Source organism: Dolichospermum sp. LEGE 00246, assembly GCF_015207865.1.
Taxonomy (GTDB): Bacteria; Cyanobacteriota; Cyanobacteriia; order Cyanobacteriales; family Nostocaceae; genus Dolichospermum; species Dolichospermum heterosporum.
Genome location: NZ_JADEWA010000073.1, coordinates 1 through 16362 on the forward strand (window position 1 = coordinate 1; position 16362 = coordinate 16362).

Annotated in this window: 19 protein-coding genes and 3 pseudogenes; 16 read left to right on the forward strand and 6 right to left on the reverse strand. The window is 38.4% G+C overall.

Features of this window, described 5'->3' with window-relative positions:
• Positions 1 to 180, reverse strand: a pseudogene (locus IQ228_RS07665) (hypothetical protein); the annotation flags it as partial.
• Entirely contained in the window at positions 180 to 392 is a 213-nt protein-coding gene (locus IQ228_RS07670; RefSeq protein WP_027403691.1) for a WD40 repeat domain-containing protein, read from the reverse strand. The gene IQ228_RS07670 and the pseudogene IQ228_RS07665, both read right to left, overlap by 1 nt.
• A gap of 124 nt (positions 393 to 516) precedes the next feature.
• Here IQ228_RS07670 and IQ228_RS07675 point away from each other — a divergent pair, with 124 nt between their 5' ends.
• Positions 517 to 1626, forward strand: coding sequence for an S-(hydroxymethyl)glutathione dehydrogenase/class III alcohol dehydrogenase (locus tag IQ228_RS07675; RefSeq protein ID WP_193962550.1), 1110 nt, complete (start codon positions 517 to 519; stop codon positions 1624 to 1626).
• An 81-nt stretch (positions 1627 to 1707) separates the two neighbouring features.
• Positions 1708 to 2205, forward strand: a complete 498-nt coding sequence (locus IQ228_RS07680; RefSeq protein WP_193962551.1) for a DUF29 domain-containing protein — start codon at positions 1708 to 1710, stop codon at positions 2203 to 2205.
• A 74-nt stretch (positions 2206 to 2279) separates the two neighbouring features.
• On the opposite strand, the gene hemW is transcribed toward IQ228_RS07680, so the two are convergent.
• Positions 2280 to 3464, reverse strand: a complete 1185-nt coding sequence (gene hemW, locus IQ228_RS07685; RefSeq protein ID WP_193962552.1) for a radical SAM family heme chaperone HemW — start codon at positions 3462 to 3464, stop codon at positions 2280 to 2282.
• 242 nt (positions 3465 to 3706) lie between these two features.
• Between hemW and IQ228_RS07690 the strand changes: the two genes are divergently transcribed.
• The 3 genes and pseudogenes from IQ228_RS07690 to IQ228_RS26515 form a co-directional block, all read left to right on the forward strand.
• Positions 3707 to 4783 (forward strand): PIN/TRAM domain-containing protein, encoded by a 1077-nt coding sequence (locus tag IQ228_RS07690; RefSeq protein ID WP_027403694.1) that lies wholly within the window; start codon positions 3707 to 3709, stop codon positions 4781 to 4783.
• Between the two features lie 169 nt (positions 4784 to 4952).
• Positions 4953 to 5072, forward strand: a pseudogene (locus IQ228_RS07695) (DUF433 domain-containing protein); the annotation flags it as partial.
• Position 5073: 1 nt separating this feature from the next.
• Positions 5074 to 5287, forward strand: a pseudogene (locus IQ228_RS26515) (ACP S-malonyltransferase); the annotation flags it as partial.
• A gap of 325 nt (positions 5288 to 5612) precedes the next feature.
• Here IQ228_RS26515 and IQ228_RS07700 read toward each other — a convergent pair.
• Positions 5613 to 6413, reverse strand: a complete 801-nt coding sequence (locus IQ228_RS07700) for a D-alanyl-D-alanine carboxypeptidase family protein (protein ID WP_193962553.1) — start codon at positions 6411 to 6413, stop codon at positions 5613 to 5615.
• Between the two features lie 83 nt (positions 6414 to 6496).
• Between IQ228_RS07700 and IQ228_RS07705 the strand changes: the two genes are divergently transcribed.
• Positions 6497 to 7414: an AEC family transporter gene (locus IQ228_RS07705; protein WP_027403696.1), complete on the forward strand. Its 918-nt coding sequence runs from the start codon at positions 6497 to 6499 to the stop codon at positions 7412 to 7414.
• Here IQ228_RS07705 and IQ228_RS07710 read toward each other — a convergent pair.
• Complete coding sequence (locus IQ228_RS07710) at positions 7400 to 7939, reverse strand: phosphoribosyltransferase (RefSeq protein ID WP_027403697.1); 540 nt, start codon at positions 7937 to 7939, stop codon at positions 7400 to 7402. The genes IQ228_RS07705 and IQ228_RS07710 overlap by 15 nt on opposite strands.
• Before the next feature lie 71 nt (positions 7940 to 8010).
• Here IQ228_RS07710 and IQ228_RS07715 point away from each other — a divergent pair, with 71 nt between their 5' ends.
• The 4 genes from IQ228_RS07715 (at position 8011) to IQ228_RS07730 (ending at position 11002) form a co-directional block, all read left to right on the forward strand.
• Positions 8011 to 9462 (forward strand): MFS transporter, encoded by a 1452-nt coding sequence (locus IQ228_RS07715; protein ID WP_027403698.1) that lies wholly within the window; start codon positions 8011 to 8013, stop codon positions 9460 to 9462.
• Positions 9463 to 9657: 195 nt separating this feature from the next.
• Positions 9658 to 9798: a hypothetical protein gene (locus IQ228_RS07720; protein WP_160170642.1), complete on the forward strand. Its 141-nt coding sequence runs from the start codon at positions 9658 to 9660 to the stop codon at positions 9796 to 9798.
• An 89-nt stretch (positions 9799 to 9887) separates the two neighbouring features.
• Positions 9888 to 10574 (forward strand): DUF433 domain-containing protein, encoded by a 687-nt coding sequence (locus tag IQ228_RS07725; RefSeq protein WP_193962554.1) that lies wholly within the window; start codon positions 9888 to 9890, stop codon positions 10572 to 10574.
• Positions 10571 to 11002: a hypothetical protein gene (locus IQ228_RS07730; protein WP_027403700.1), complete on the forward strand. Its 432-nt coding sequence runs from the start codon at positions 10571 to 10573 to the stop codon at positions 11000 to 11002. The genes IQ228_RS07725 and IQ228_RS07730 overlap by 4 nt, the downstream gene beginning before the upstream one ends.
• A gap of 283 nt (positions 11003 to 11285) precedes the next feature.
• On the opposite strand, the gene IQ228_RS07735 is transcribed toward IQ228_RS07730, so the two are convergent.
• Positions 11286 to 12932, reverse strand: coding sequence for a Ppx/GppA phosphatase family protein (locus IQ228_RS07735; RefSeq protein WP_027403701.1), 1647 nt, complete (start codon positions 12930 to 12932; stop codon positions 11286 to 11288).
• Positions 12933 to 13023: 91 nt separating this feature from the next.
• On the opposite strand from IQ228_RS07735, the gene IQ228_RS07740 reads away from it, so the two are divergent.
• From IQ228_RS07740 to IQ228_RS07765, 6 genes are all read left to right on the forward strand, one after another.
• Positions 13024 to 13905, forward strand: a complete 882-nt coding sequence (locus IQ228_RS07740; RefSeq protein ID WP_027403702.1) for a 4-hydroxybenzoate solanesyltransferase — start codon at positions 13024 to 13026, stop codon at positions 13903 to 13905.
• A gap of 125 nt (positions 13906 to 14030) precedes the next feature.
• Positions 14031 to 14609 (forward strand): hypothetical protein, encoded by a 579-nt coding sequence (locus IQ228_RS07745; protein ID WP_027403703.1) that lies wholly within the window; start codon positions 14031 to 14033, stop codon positions 14607 to 14609.
• 477 nt (positions 14610 to 15086) lie between these two features.
• Positions 15087 to 15278 (forward strand): hypothetical protein, encoded by a 192-nt coding sequence (locus tag IQ228_RS07750; RefSeq protein WP_027403704.1) that lies wholly within the window; start codon positions 15087 to 15089, stop codon positions 15276 to 15278.
• Positions 15279 to 15310: 32 nt separating this feature from the next.
• Positions 15311 to 15535, forward strand: coding sequence for a DUF433 domain-containing protein (locus tag IQ228_RS07755; protein ID WP_027403705.1), 225 nt, complete (start codon positions 15311 to 15313; stop codon positions 15533 to 15535).
• Positions 15532 to 15870 (forward strand): DUF5615 family PIN-like protein, encoded by a 339-nt coding sequence (locus IQ228_RS07760; protein WP_027403706.1) that lies wholly within the window; start codon positions 15532 to 15534, stop codon positions 15868 to 15870. Before IQ228_RS07755 ends, IQ228_RS07760 begins: the two co-directional genes overlap by 4 nt.
• A gap of 275 nt (positions 15871 to 16145) precedes the next feature.
• Positions 16146 to 16362 (forward strand): hypothetical protein (locus tag IQ228_RS07765; protein ID WP_193962555.1); only part of this gene is annotated, 217 nt, incomplete at its 3' end.

Genomic DNA, 16362 nt, shown 5'->3' on the forward strand with positions numbered 1-16362 from the left:
CATTTTTCTTAACTCTGCTTGGATAGCTTCGCTAGTGACTAATTTATATTTTCCTGATTTAACCAGCTTGAAAATTTTAATAAGTGCTTCACCTTCTAAACGATTTCTATCATAACTCCAATCATCAAAAGGGCGATTTAAACAACAAACATCAAGATAAATAAAATAAGATTTGCTCATTATATATCCCCTCCCTCCAATCGCAGAAAATGAACACGACCTGATGATTCTTCAGCAACAACAGTTAACCCATCTGGGTTAACTGCACAACAAAATATAGAACTTTCACCTGTAAAAGTAGAGAGTTCCTTTCCTGTGTGCAAATCCCACACCTTCAGGGTGTCGTCATCAGAAGCAGAAACGACAATTTTCAACGCCAATTTACTTAGCATATTTCTTAATTTTACCTACAATATACCAGAAATTTCCCCAAAACCTTCCCAAACTCATCTCCTCTTTGCGCCTGGAGCGCCTCTGCGTGAGATAAAATTACTTAAATTCCCAAAGGAGAACCAAATGGAAGTCAAAGCAGCAATAGCATACACCGCAGGAAAACCCCTGACAATCGAAACCGTACAACTACAAAGACCACAAGCAGGGGAAGTATTAATTGAGATTAAAGCCAGTGGGATTTGTCATACTGATGCTTTCACCCTTTCTGGTAATGATCCTGAAGGCTTATTTCCGGCAATTTTAGGACATGAAGGCGCTGGTATAGTTGTCGAAGTAGGGGTTGATGTCAAAAGTCTTAAACCAGGAGATCATGTAATTCCTTTATACACACCCGAATGTCGGCAATGTGATTATTGCCTCAGCTTCAAAACCAATCTCTGTCAAGCAATTCGCGGCACACAAGGACGGGGTTTAATGCCTGATGGTACTAGCCGTTTTAGTATTGGTGGCGACAGGATTCATCATTATATGGGTACATCCACTTTCGCTAATTATACGGTATTGCCAGAAATTGCCGTAGCCAAAATTCGGGAAGATGCACCTTTCGATAAAGTTTGTTATATCGGTTGTGGTGTGACAACAGGAATTGGTGCGGTTATCTACACAGCTAAAGTAGAACCGGGCGCAAATGTAGTAGTTTTTGGTTTGGGTGGAATTGGTTTAAATGTGATTCAAGAGGCGCGAATGGTAGGCGCAAATAAAATTATTGGTGTAGATATTAATCCCAATAAACGCGAATTGGCGGAAAAATTTGGAATGACGCATTTTGTGAATCCCCAAGAAGTTGCAGGTGATTTAGTTCCTTATTTGGTAGATTTAACAAACGGTGGCGCTGACTATTCATTTGAATGTATTGGTAATGTCAATATCATGCGTCAAGCTTTGGAATGTTGTCATAAAGGTTGGGGTGTGAGTGTGATTATTGGTGTGGCTGGTGCGGGTAAAGAAATCAGCACTCGTCCCTTTCAATTAGTAACTGGAAGAGTTTGGAAAGGTTCGGCTTTTGGTGGTGCAAGAGGGCGGACAGATGTACCGAAAATAGTAGATTGGTATATGGATGGAAAGATTAATATTGATGATTTAATTACTCATGTGATGCCGATTGAAAGGATTAATGATGCTTTTGATTTGATGCACAGAGGGGAGTCTATTCGCAGTGTGGTGACTTTTTAGGTTTTTTCTCACGCAGAGGTGATCCAGGCGCAGAGAGGAAGAAGGGAGTTATAATTAATTTGAGTTTACTAGGTTTTAATTATGCAGTCACCACAAGTGAAAGAATCCGCTGTAAACCTGAATGATCATCTTTATGAAACTGATTTTTACGCCTGGACTCAACAACAGGCTAATTTATTACGTTATCAGCAATGGCATCAAGTTGATTTAGCTAATTTAATTGAGGAAGTTGAATCTTTGGGGAGAAAGGAACGCCAAGAATTAAGAAATCGTCTGAGTATTTTAATTGGAAATTTACTCAAATGGGAACATCAATCATTAAAACGGAGTCGTAGTTGGTTAGCAACTATTCGGATTCAACGCCGGGATATTATAAAATTACTGAATGAAAATCCTAGTTTGCAGTCTTCTCTAGAAGTAGCACTTCAGGAAGCTTATGAAAATGCGAGGGATTTAGCATCAGCAGAAACAAATTTACCGTTATCAACCTTTTCTCCCCAATGCCTATATTCATGGGAAGATTTAATAAACTTAAACTTTTATCCCGGTGACGTTGCAAATGATGATTTGATGCAATAATCGGCTTTGCTAAATTGAAAAGTCTCAAATTTTTACTCTCTGCGCCTGGAGCGCCTCTGCGTGAGGTAAAATCATCATTCTCCCAACTCTTCAAACAACTTCGCTAACATCACGTTAGAAAATATAAACCCATCGGGATCGCTAAAACGCAACCTATCCCCAACAATCTTCACCCAACCCTGAACAAAGTATGGTTGCAAACAGCTTTGAATTTTCTCTACTTGATGGGTGCCAAAATTTGCTACCAGGGAATTTAAACTTACCCCTTCGGCTAACCGTAACCCCAACATTAGAGTTTCTAACAAAACATCTGTCTCTGGTGTGACTTCACAATCAATTACAGCACCGGTTTTTAACCATTGGTAATATTCCTGGGTTTTGCGGGGACGGGTGAAGCGTTTACCATGAATATAGCTGGCTGCACCCATACCCAAGCCATAATAGGGGCGATTTTGCCAATAAACTCGATTATGCTGGCATTGATGTCCTGCTTGGGCATAATTGGAAATTTCGTAATGTTCGTAACCGGCATCAGTTAAGGTTTTTTGCCCCAATTGATACATTTTGACTGTGGTTTCATCTGTGGGTAAGGGATGATCTCCCGGTTTGTAATAACGATTGAAGGCTGTTCCCGGTTCAATGGTAAGGTCATAGATGGAAATGTGAGTTGGTGCGGCTGCTACTGCTTGGGTGAGGGAATCTTGCCATTGTGCTAAGGACTGATGCGGTAAGCCAGAAATCAAGTCTAAGCTAAATTCGGGAATCTCGACCTTGTGAATTAACTCTATAGCTGTAAATATATCTACAAGGGAATGCGATCGCCCAGCAGTTTTTAACAATTCTTCTTGGAAAGCTTGGACACCCAAACTCACACGATTTACTCCTAAACTGCGATAACCAGCGATATGTGCGAAATCGAACGTCCCTGGGTCAATTTCCATAGAGATCTCTACCTTAGAGGCAATGCTAAATCGCTGTTCTAAGGTTGTCAATATAGATTGCAACTGTGCTGTAGATAATAAAGAAGGAGTACCACCACCAAAAAAAATTGTTTCTAAAGGTTGACCATAAACTGGCGCAATTCTGATTTCTTGACATAAAACTTCAACATATTCGGCAATTGTCCCAGAATTTTCACCCCGTAAGCGATCGCCCACTACAAATACCGGAAAATCGCAATAAAAACATCGTCGCCGACAAAAGGGAATATGCACATAAGCAGAACTGGGAATCCCCCAACCAACATCTTTTTGACTCATTCTGATCAATAGTGAAGTTAATTTGATTTGACTGTTAAAAATAATGAAAATGAGGAGTTGGTTTACAACTTTTTATCCTTTTTCCCTAAAAATAAAAATAATATGCAGTAAAAACCCTTTAGTTATAATGTTGGCATATTCTGTCTGCCTAAACAGCTAAGATCATTCCATCACTAAAAAGGACTCAAACAAGCATACTTCACTCTATCGAATAAATATAGTTGTAGGAACACAACACAACCATGCTGGATGTCATTATTATTCTCTCATTTATCTTGGCAGCGGCGGGGATAGGTTATTTCAGCACCGACCTACTCCCACCAGGTACTCTCAGTGGAGTTACCAATTTAGATGCCTTACGCTTAATTCTAGCCGTCTTTGCTGCCATTATTGGTGGTGCAGTCGGGCTGAGTTTCCAGACTACATACCGCCGTCTAGAATCACAAGTCCGGGAAATGCCCCTAGAAGTCATCTTAACCCGTGCTATTGGCTTAGTAATTGGGCTACTACTCGCCAATCTGATGTTAGCCCCGCTATTTTTATTACCCATTCCCCCAGATTTTGGTTTTATCAAACCTCTTGTCGCCGTTGTTGGTAGTATTATCCTCTCTGTTACAGGGATGAATTTGGCAGATACTCACGGACGAGGTTTGTTAAGATTAATTAACCCCAATACTGTCGAAAGCATGGTTGTGGAAGGAACTCTCAAACCTGCCAACACCAAAGTTTTAGATACTAGCTGTATTATAGACGGACGGATTGAAACATTACTAGAAACAGGATTTCTAGAAGGGTTAATTCTTGTCCCCCAATTTGTTTTACAAGAATTACAACAAGTAGCTGATGCTAGTAAAGACCAAAAACGGGTGAGAGGAAGAAGAGGACTAGAAATTCTCAACCGCATTCGAGAAACTTACCCAGAACGGATTTTAATTAACCCTGTAGACTATGAAGACACTCCTACTGTTGATGCTAAATTAGTCCGTTTTGCTCAAGAAATCAATGGCACATTACTTACCAATGATTACAATTTATCTAAAGTTGCCAGTGTACAAAAAGTCCCAGTTTTGAATGTTCACGATTTAGTAAATGCCGTCCGTCCAACTTATTTACCCGGTGATAATCTGGATTTGAAAATTCTCAAAGAAGGAAAAGAACCAACTCAAGGCATTGGCTATTTAGATGATGGCACAATGGTAGTAGTTGAAGAAGGTAGAGGTTATGTCGGTGGTGAATTACGAGTAGTAGTTACCAGTGCCTTACAAACCTCCGCCGGCAGAATGATTTTCGCCAAACCCCAAGCTTCTGCCTTAGCCTAAGGAATTATGTTACGGAAAATTAAAGTTAAATTATGTAAATCGGTGCGGGAAACTGCACCGATTTTGTTGATTAAGCTGAATGCTTGTATTTGGCTGATCAATCTCAAACAGGGTATTGTTATCTAATTAATATTAGAATACGAATACTCGTTGCTAAATAAATTTAGATATGAAGACCATCTTATCAAGTGAAAAAGCATTTATTATTCGGACTGAGCGAGGACTAACAATTGCGGGAACGCGCATCACCCTTTATGATGTAATAGATTTGATCAAGGCTCAGTATCCATCGCACAGTTTGGTGTTATGCTCAAGCAAATCAAATGATGATCCTCACCGCTAATCGGAATATGAAAGGTGAGGATTCATTAGAAAAAGTAATGCGTGAAGAAAATACACCAACTTCATGAATATGATTATCGAGAACAATGTGTTGATCGTATAGTTGAGATTATCATAGATATTGATAATTATTTGGGAGTAGGTCGGCTTTTCATTCCATAAACATCATAAAACAGTTTCATTAAGTAGTGAGACAGAATTAATTACACAATGTCATTGCGTTAGCGCAGCGTGGCGTTAACCATATATAACGCAGTGAAATGAAGCAATTCCAAGGGTTGTGATTGCTTCCCTTCCCTCGCAATGACTGTAAATGTTTTTGTCCAATTACTTATTGCTTCAGTGTCAGATATTTGATATTCTCTGACTATTATTAAGTAGGTGAACACAATAAAACCGAACTGTGTAAAGAAACGTAAAATCGCTGAAAACTTCTTTACTATTGCCTCTTGCCTTGCTATAACGACAATTTTCAACGCCAACCTACTTATTGTGTTTTTACAGGTTTGATATTTTTGGCTTTATAAAATGTTTCTAAACTATCAGTATCACCGACAAAACGCCAATGCCAAGGTTCATAACTGACACCTTGAAGATTATTTTTAGGAAAGGAAATTTCAAAACTAAACTTCGCAGCATTGGCTTGTAACCACTGATAAGCTTTGGTATTATCAAAATTAGCTTGGAGATTAGTTGCTGGGACTGTGCCATCGCCAACATCTACCGCATAACCTGTATGATGTTCACTATGATTTGGTGGTGCGCTAAGGGCGGCTCTTTCCGCCGGGGTTTGATTACGCTGTGCGCCTACACCGAAAAATAACTGCTTTTGCTCTTGTACAGAACGAAACCCAGAAATTGGTACTAAAATTACACCTGCACTTCTCGCTGCTTGTACCATTGCTTGAAATTGAACAGCGGCAGCTTTTCGCATTCTGATTCTGCCGTCACCCGTAATTGGGGCTAATTCTGATGCTGGTGCTTCTGAGTATAGGAAATGTCCCAACACTGTATCATTATTACTAACTGGGGTATTGGTAGCTACAGGTGTAGAACTAATTGGTGTAGCTACAGAATTAGCAGTTGGCTTAGGTGCCGTCAACGAGAACAAAAAACCACTAATCACAGCCAGCAACAAAAATCCTGTTAATCCACCTGTAATTAAAATCACAGGTTGGACTTTGATCTTACTTCCGGCATCATCTGTATCACGTAAAGCCACTGGGATATCATCACCAGAGAGAGGGTAGGAATTGTGCGGTTTTTTAGGAAACCCAGCTTTATTCAAGTTTTTGCTCCTGTTTGTGTTTAATAGTTAGTTAAAGAAAAAACGAGTTTTTTTAATTCTTAATTTTGAATTATGGTGTAATTTTGATAAATCTTTTAGAACTATATATCAAGTTGGTGGGATTAATCCTAGTGGGATTTATACTGGGACGTAAATTGCCTAAAAATACTTCTACTTACGTAGGTCAGTTTCTCTATTGGGTGGGAGTACCTATCAGTATTATTGGTTTTTTAATACAAACAGATTTATCAGGACAGATTTGGATTGCACCGATAATAGCTCATTTGGCAATCTTTCTGGGAGCATTATTAGCTTGGTTAAGAATCAAAGCCCAAACCCATTTTACTCATTTAGTTCCCCCCGCTACAACTCAAGGTAGTTTGATTTTAGCAGCAATGGTAGGTAATACAGGTTATCTGGGTTTTCCCATTACTTTAGCAATGGTAGGTAAAGAATATTTTGCCTGGGCTTTATTTTATGATATGTTGGGTTCGCTGTTTGGAGCTTATGGTTTAGGTGTGTTTCTTGCTGCTAAGTTTGGTAATAATATCCAAAATCAGATGCAAATAGCGAAGGTAATTTTGATTAATCCGGCTTTATGGAGTTTTGGATGTGGCTTATTATTACATCAAGTTACCCTTCCCTCCCCGGTGGTATTTTGTCTGGAGAAATTGGCTTGGGGTGCAGTTGCGTTATCTTTGATGTTAATTGGTATGCGACTTTCCCAACTAAAATCTTGGCGGAAATTACCAGAAGCAGGGAGTAGTGTCTTTATTAAAATGCTATTAGTGCCGATGATTTTTGGCAGTATGCTGTCGCTGTTTGGGGTGACAGGTAACGCAGCACAGGTGATAGTTTTACAAATGGGTATGCCTCCAGCTTTGGCTACCTTGGTACTAGCAGAAACCTTTGATTTAGATAGAGATTTGGCTGTTACTGCGTTAGCTATAGGGATGATAGTTTTGTTGTTTACTCTTCCTGTTTGGTTATGGTTGTTTTAGTTGTTCTCTTAGTCCTAAATTCTGCTTTCTTGCCAGTTCGGAAGGACTAATAGATTCGTAATGTTCAAAAGGTTGATGAATCCAAGGATTATCAGCCAGATAATCAACGTGGTAGTCAGGAACAACAACTGAACAAGCTTTATACCAAATTACAGCGGTGCGAATTTCTTGAATGGGAAAATCATCATGTCTCTGTAGCCAGGGAACTGTTTGTTGAATAGTGATACCAGAGTCTACTAAATCATCTACTAGCAAAATCCGTGAACCTAAATTTTCGCTAGTCATGGTTAATTGACGAGAAATAATTAAATTACTTCTTTTATATGTACCCGCGCCATTGTAATATGAGGTAGATAAAATTGCTAATGGTTGATTGTATATGCGGGAGAGAATATCTCCTACTCGCAGTCCTCCTCTGGCTAAACAGACGATTTGGTTAAATTCCCAACCTGATTGATAAATCTTTACAGCCAGTTGTTCAATTTTGTGGTGATAATCTGACCAAGAAATGTAAAGGTCTGACATAAGACTAAAATAAGTGTGTTAATAATTGTTAATTATCTGTTGTCAATTGTCAATTCATAAGGGTGTAATTTATGGTTAAAGATAATTCTGATAATAACGATTTTCACAAATCTCTTACAAGTGAAAAATTAGATTTTAAAACTAAACTAGCTTATGGGGCTGGAGATTTAGGACCAGCTATTACTGCAAATATTGCTGTATTTTACATGATGGTTTTCTTTACCAATGTGGCAGGAATTCCAGCGGGTTTGGCAGGTAGTATTTTGATGATTGGCAAAATTTGGGATGGTATCAATGATCCTATGGTGGGAATGTTGACCGATAAAACCCAATCCCGCCGCTGGGGTCGTCGTTTACCTTGGCTTTTATATGGGGCAATTCCTTTTGGTTTTTTCTTTTTCTTGCAGTGGATTGTTCCTCAATTTACTGCCGATAAAAGTGTTAATATGTGGTGTTTGTTTTGGTATTATGTAATTATTGGGATTGTCTCTCAGGCATTTTTTACTGTTGTGAATTTGCCCTATACAGCCATGACTCCTGAATTAACTCAGGATTACGACGAACGGACTAGTTTAAATAGTTTTCGGTTTACGTTTTCCATTGGTGGCAGTATTTTATCGTTGATTTTATCAAAAATTATTTTCTCACAAATTGGCGATCGCCAACAACAGTATCTAATTTTAGCGGCTGTGTGTACGGTGATTTCGGTTTTATCCTTGTATTGGTGCGTTTATGGGGTGCGCGATCGCATTTTGGCTTTTGAAGCGAAACGGATGGAATTACCACAAGAAGCCGAAATTCCCTTTTTGGAACAGCTAAAAATTGTCTTTAGTAATAAACCTTTTCTGTTTGTTATTGCTATTTATCTTTTTTCTTGGTTAGGTGTGCAAATCACAGCCAGCATTATTCCCTATTTTGTCGTTAACTGTATGAAACTTAAAGAGGGAGATGTCCCCACAGTCATGATTGCAGTTCAGGGAACGGCTTTGTTTATGTTATTTATTTGGAGTTATTTAAGTAAAAAGATTGGCAAAAAACTGGTTTATTTCTTAGGAATGAGTTCCTGGATTATTGCTGCTGCTGGATTATTTTTCTTACAGCCTGAACAAATTGGATTAATGTATGTTATGGCTGTAATGGCAGGTGTGGGAGTTTCCACAGCTTATCTAATTCCCTGGTCAATGATACCTGATGTGATTGAATTAGATGAATTGCAAACCGGACAACGACGGGAAGGTATTTTCTATGGTTTCATGGTTTTATTGCAAAAATTTGGTTTAGCTTTTGGGCTATTTTTGGTCGGTAATACTTTACAAGCCTATGGTTTTAAAGAAGCTGTGGCTGGACAAAGTTCTTTACCCATACAACCTGAATCGGCACTTTTAGCTATTCGTATCGCTGTTGGACCGATACCAACTGTTTGTTTAATTGCCGGGTTGGTTTTAGTCTATTTCTATCCCATTACCCGCGAAATGCACGCAGAAATCATGCTAAAACTGCAAGCACAACGGGAGAATAAATAAACACAATTGTTATATTGCTGGTGACAGTTGACAGGTGACAGAGTTGAAAAGATTTTAGTGTAAGGCTTTTAGGTCAATTTTGTATCTCATTCAAGTGCATACCGCTATAAAGTGCTATTTTAGTTAAAGCTTATTGACAGGTATTTATAAGTAAAATACAATCACTGTACGTAAAGTGTTTTCACTTATAAATTTATGAACAGAAAACAGAAAGTCAATTATCTACAGAACAACCATCTTTTTTTAATTCCTTTTTTGGTGCGATCGCCGGAACAGCAGAAGCAGTTGGTGGTGCTGCGATGGGCGTTGGCGGTGCAACGCACCATTCCAGGTTAAATCAGAATTGCAGGTTATTAAATTTGCGTTCCTAACTCACATAAGGCGTATGATATAAATAAACATGAAAATCTCTGGTAGGTACATTTATGAAAAACCTTTATGGAGAAACTGATCCTAGAGATATTCCCATCTACTCCATTAGTGATGCTGCAAAATACTTACGCATTCCGGTAGGTACAATTCGCTCTTGGACAGTTCCAATCTCAAATGGTTCTAATTTCTCAAAACCACTAATTTTAACTCAAGATATTAAACCTAAACTTCTTTCATTTACTAATCTTGTTGAAATTCATGTTCTTAGAGCTATTCGTAAACACCACCAAATGCAACGAGACAAGGTAAGAATGGCTCTTGATTATATCGAGGAGAAGTTTCAAGTATCACATCCATTAGCCAGTGAAAAATTTTCAACAAATGGGGTTGACTTATTTATAGAAAGATATGCTTCTTTGTTTAATATCTCGGAATACTGGCGAACAGATTTGAAAAGCAGTTTTAATACTCATTTTCAACGCATTGAGTTTGATAAAAATGGATTTGCTATGAAACTTTTTCCCTTTACTGGTTCTCAAGAGAAAAATAACCCCCGCATTGTTGTAATTGATCCTAGAATTGCTTTTGGTCGTCTTGTGATTGCTGAGACAGGAATTCCTACGATTGTTTTGGCTCAAAGATTAAAGGCTGGTGAATCAATTCAGGATCTGGCTTGTGATTATAATTGCGATCGCCTAAAAATTGAGGAAGCTATCCGCTGTGAATTATCTGCTGCATGAGTAAACCTGAATCAATCATATTTTTTATTGATAGGTGCTTAGGTACAGGAACTGTTCCAGAAAAACTGCGCCATGCAGGTATTCAAGTTGAAATTTATGATCAACATTTTGGTCAAGGCACTCAAGATGTAGACTGGCTACCAGAAATAGGTCAAAGAGGCTGGGTTGTTTTGACTAAAGATGATAGAATCAGCAGAAACAAATTAGAAAGAATTGCTGTTGCTCGCGCTCAAATAAAAATGTTTATTTTAACTTCCCAAGATTTAAAAGGGGAAGAAATGGCAGAAATATTTATCAAAGCAACTGAGCAAATGCAAAAATTTGTTCGTAAGCATCCTGCTCCATTTATTGCTAAAATCTCTCGTGATGGCAAAATAACGTCTTGGAAAGACAGTCAGATGTTATTGGCAGAAATGCAGCAGTTTTAATCATGATATTAACAATATTTAAATGCTATAAAGCTGATAGAATATCTCCTATAAGTAGGTTGGCGTTGAAAATTGTCGTTATAGCAAGGCAAGAGTGAAGAGGGTTTGGGCGATTTTACTTTTCTTTACACAGATTGGTTTTATTGTGTTCACCTACTTAGCGGTAATCACACTTGGTGCAATATAATTGAGGGCGCAGGACCTGCGCCCCTACTTTACGATTTGCAGATACAGACATGAATGCTAAAAGATTTGTGGTGCGGGAAAAATGCCCGCTACCAATTCAGATAAAATGTGCTGTATTCATTAATGTTGCTACGAATCTTAAACCAAATTCTTCTTCAAAAACTCCTTTTTTGTAATCTAAACTCCACATTTCTAAGGAACATTCATCATCAATGGTAGATGGAAATATGGAGATCTTAAATTCTTTGAAGTTGGGAATATAGTCACATTTAATATAAGCAATAGCTCCTATTTGTCTTCTGTCTAAAGCCACAGCTAATCTTAAGATTGCGCTGAGTTGATTAACCATTATCCGATGTTCTTTGTGGAGTAGATTTCGATAGCTGTCGTGCTTTTTCTTGGGTGGAGATTTGCGGTGATAACGGGCTATATTGGCGATGATTTCGATTTCGGTTTCGTTATAACCGAGTAATTCACTATTTCTAATTAAGTAGTATGAATGTTTGTGGTGTGATGAATGGCTGATATAGTGACCACAATTGTGTAAAATGGCAGCAGCCCATAGTAATTGGCGTTGATCTGCATTCCAATAATGTAGTTGTCCTTTGGTTTGGTCAAATATATCTAACGCAAAAGCGGTAACACGTTCGCTATGTTCTAAGTTAGTTTGGTATTTTTTGGCAGTTTTTAATACACTGCGTTCTCGAATGGAACTTTGAAACCGTAGTCTGTTGTCAATGAAGCCATGAGTCAGCATCCAGTCTACAATTACGCCTTCTCGAAGCGATCGCTCACATACTGTTAAGGATTCGACTCCTAACAAGGTCATCGCTTCCTGTAAAATTACTGCTCCTGAAAGTATTACTTCTGACCTCTTTTCTGGCATTCCCGGAATGGCCGCCCGTTCCACATTGGTCATTTTGCGGAGGCGATTTACCCAGGTTCGCAAGTCTTGAAGACTGAATTGATAGCCGTTGAGGGTGGAGGGAACAAGACCTAATTTTTCCCGCGCATGGATGGTGGCAATGGTTTCTATTGTCCCAGATGTACCGATTAACTGGGGAGAATCGCCAATTTTGAGTTTTCCTTGGACTTCTTCTACAGAACGTTCTAGCATTCCTCTAGCGTAAGCCTGGAGGTATTTAAATTCGGTTTCGCTAATGGGATCTGAGGCGATTAATTCTCCGGTTAGGCGCACTGCACCAATTTTGGTACTGGTGAGACTACGGGGTTCTTCGCTGTCTCCTAAAATCAATTCTGTTGAACCACCACCAATATCAATGATGATGTGGGGTTTGTTGTTAAATTCCATCCCCGACAAGACACCTAAGTAGATGCGACGGGCTTCTTCTGGTCCAGAAATCAAGTCAACGATTAAGCCAACTTCAGTTTCGATTTGATGAAGAAATTCTTTGCCATTGGGAGATTCACGGACTGCACTTGTCGCTACAGCTACAATGCTACTTGTTCCTAAGCTTTCAGCAAGGGTTTTGAATCTGCCTAAACAGGCGATCGCTTTACTCATAACTTCTGGTTTTAAGTCGCCAGTCATTAAATTGCGATCGCCTAATCTTACCGTTTCCTTTTCTCTGGCAATAATGGTAAAAGATGGTAAAGTTGCTTCAATTTTTACCACTACCATGTGCAAAGAATTTGTACCAATATCAATGGCTGCAATCATCTGATTTTCTGGAACTGATTGACTGGGTGTATTCTCCCAGTTAGCCGAGACGGAATTTACCATTTTCGTGCTTGTGAATAGATGAATAGGGACTGAAAGAGAAATAGCAAATAACGATATTCTATAAATGTAAAGATATGTTAAATGACCAAATATGTTGAAGACACCAAAAACCAACCAAGAACCATTATGGCTTGTAATTATCCGGCTGTTAAGGTGGAATAAACCGGAAGGTAGGTTAATTCTGATGATACCCGCATTATGGGCTGTATTCTTAGCCGCTGCCGGTAAACCACCTTTACCCCTAGTAGGAGTGATTATTATCGGTAGTATCGCCACCAGTGCGGCTGGTTGTGTGGTTAATGATTTATGGGATAGAGATATTGATCCTCAAGTTCAAAGAACACGCGATCGCCCCCTGGCATCTCGCACCCTTTCCGTTAAAATTGGGATTGTGGTGGGGCTAGTCTCCCTCGCCTGTGCCGCAGTTATGGCCTTCTATCTTAACCCATTAAGCTTCTGGTTGTCCGTAGCCGCCGTTCCGGTGATTGTCCTGTATCCCGGTGCAAAGCGGGTATTTCCTGTTCCCCAATTGGTGCTTTCCATAGCTTGGGGTTTTGCGGTTTTAATTAGTTGGAGTGCAGTTACAGCCAATATTACAGCACCGACGTGGTTACTTTGGGGGGCAACGGTATTATGGACATTAGGATTTGATACAATCTATGCGATGAGCGATCGCATAGACGATAAACGTATAGGTATTAATTCTAGTGCTATATTCTTTGGTAAATATACCCCTACAGCGATCGCTATTTTCCTCATGGGGACAGTTATTCTCCTAGCTGGAGTAGGTGTATTAGTTCACTTAAAGACAGCATTTTGGATCAGTTTAATCTTCGCCACCGTCGGTTGGATTTGGCAAATTAGGCGCTTACAACAGCCAAAAATACCTCACCCTGCCTATGGGGAAATGTTTCGTCAAAACGTCTGGATTGGTTTTTTAATTTTGGCAGGAATGATCATTGGTTCTTTTTAAATTTGTAATCAATTTAACCAAATCAAAATTTTCCTGTCAATCTAACTCAGGCTAGATTAAAACTATCAGGACTACTGTTTTAAAGGTTGGGATATTAATCTACCAGCTAGATGCAACCCAACCAAATGAATCAATCTATTTTAGTTAAACTCGCTACAATAATTCTCCTGTCCCTGGGTAGTTTTGGTCTAGTTATTGGCGGTTTCCTGATTAATAAAGCTACTAGTAAAACTAAACAACTACAGCCAATTACTGATACATCACAATATCAAGAAATTCGTCATCACAAATGGGCTGATCTTCAACAAATTCAACATTTTCCCGGACAAATTCCTAGTGATGCTCAAGTTTTACAAATGGCTTATTCTCCCGGAATCACACCCGAAAGTAGTTCTTTACAAATTCGTCTCAAAGAACCACAAACAAAAATCAAAAACCTGCTGAAACAATACAAAAAAATCTCCCAGCATCAATACCAGGGTGGGAATACAAATAATCATAGTAACCAACCCAACGGCGTACCGACAACATTCTTTTATACTAGCGATTCAGAAACAGAAACTTTTCCTAGCAGTTATGAAATATTGGTATTAAAAGCTGAAGATAAAAGCCAACCCGGTACAAAGTGGAATCATGGTAATAGTCATGGAGTCGCAATTGATGTTTCATCTTCAGAAATTATCTACTGGGCGGAAAAATGGTAAAAGCAGGAGGAAATTTAAGCACTATGGTAGTAATTTAACTTGTACTGTTGATATTTTCAAGGTATTTAAAGCCAGGGAATAAATTCCCTGTCTGAAAGCTAAAGTCGGTTGAAACCGACTGAATGGAAGAATTTTTGGCGTTGCTGATTAAGGAATGTGAATTAAATAAGGTGCAAAAGTAGGGTGTGTTAGCGACAGCGTAACGCAGCATTCCAGGTTACATAAGAATTGCAGGTTATTAAATTTGCGTTCCTAAGGGTATGAATTCTAGTCTCACGCAAAGGCGCAAAGACGCACTGAGGTTTGAGTTTTAAAGGTTCAATTTGGGAATTTCATACCTCAATTCAGCAACGCCGAATTTTTTAGTCCCTTTTAACGGACTTGGGCTATTAGACTGGGAATTTATTCCCAGACGGTTTATGAAACAAACCAAAAATTAACCAATTACCAAATTATCAAATAACAGGAGTATCATCTATGAAATTACACAAATTATCCCATTTATTATTATTCTTTGTTCTCTTATTTCCCGCTTCTCCGATTATTATCACTGGTTGTAGTTCTTCCCTATTCGCACGCAAACTAGGGATATTATCAGATGATACCCTATTTATAGAATGGGCAAATGATTACCGTCATTATCTGGGTTTGCGTCAGGAATTATGCTAAAATATCGTTTATTATCACCTTTAATTAAATCAATGAATGAACTATTAACTCGAATCACACAAATACCTGGTCAATGTGGAGGTCGTCCTTGCATTCGGGGAATGAGAATTAGAGTTAGCGACATTTTAGAAATGTTAGCAGAAAATGTCAGTGTAAATGAAATTTTAGAAGACTTTCCTGATTTAGAACTAGAAGATATTCAGGCTTGTTTAATATTCGCTGCAAGACGTACTGATTTTGTTAGATTAACAGCATGAAAATTTGGATTGATGCACAGTTACCTCCAACATTAGCAGATTGGATCACAAACACTTTTGCTATCGAAGCATTTTCATTAAAAGAAATTGGTTTACGTGATGCTAAAGATATTGATATTTTTGAAGCTGCCAAAATAGCTAATGTAATAATTATGACAAAAGATAGTGATTTTGTTGACTTGGTTTGTCGCTTGGGTACACCTCCGCAAATTATTTGGTTAACTTGTGGAAATGTTACTAATCGTAATTTGCGTCAACTTCTGAATTTCACTTTACATGATGCGTTGGAAAAATTACGCCAAGGAGAAATGATTGTAGAAATCAATAAATCTTAATACTGGATATCAAATAAGAATATTGGCGTTGCTGAACTGAAGTATAAAATTGAAAAATCAATGATTTCAAACTCTTACTCTCTGTGACTCTGCGCCTCTACGTGAGGTAAAATCATATTCTGAATCAGCAACGCCCATCTTTGAACTACCTAATGATATCTATAATGGCGAAAAGTATCGCTTTCCCGTGCTAAAAAGTCCTGTAGCAACAAAATTTAGGAAAAATAAACAGGTAACACCTTTACAACTACGCTTGGATGCAATTATTATGTTAAATGACATATTATTTATTACATCAAGCAGTTAAATTGATAGTAAATTTGATGGATAACCACACTCTCAAACCAATCATCAAGCCTCAGAAAGATTCTGTACTAGCTCGTCCTCGTCTACAAAAAAAAGATATCTCTTTAAAGGAAGCATTTGCTTTAGAAATGCTAGAAAAAAATCCTTGGGGACAATTTTTATTATTTATAGAAGACTCCTATAAAT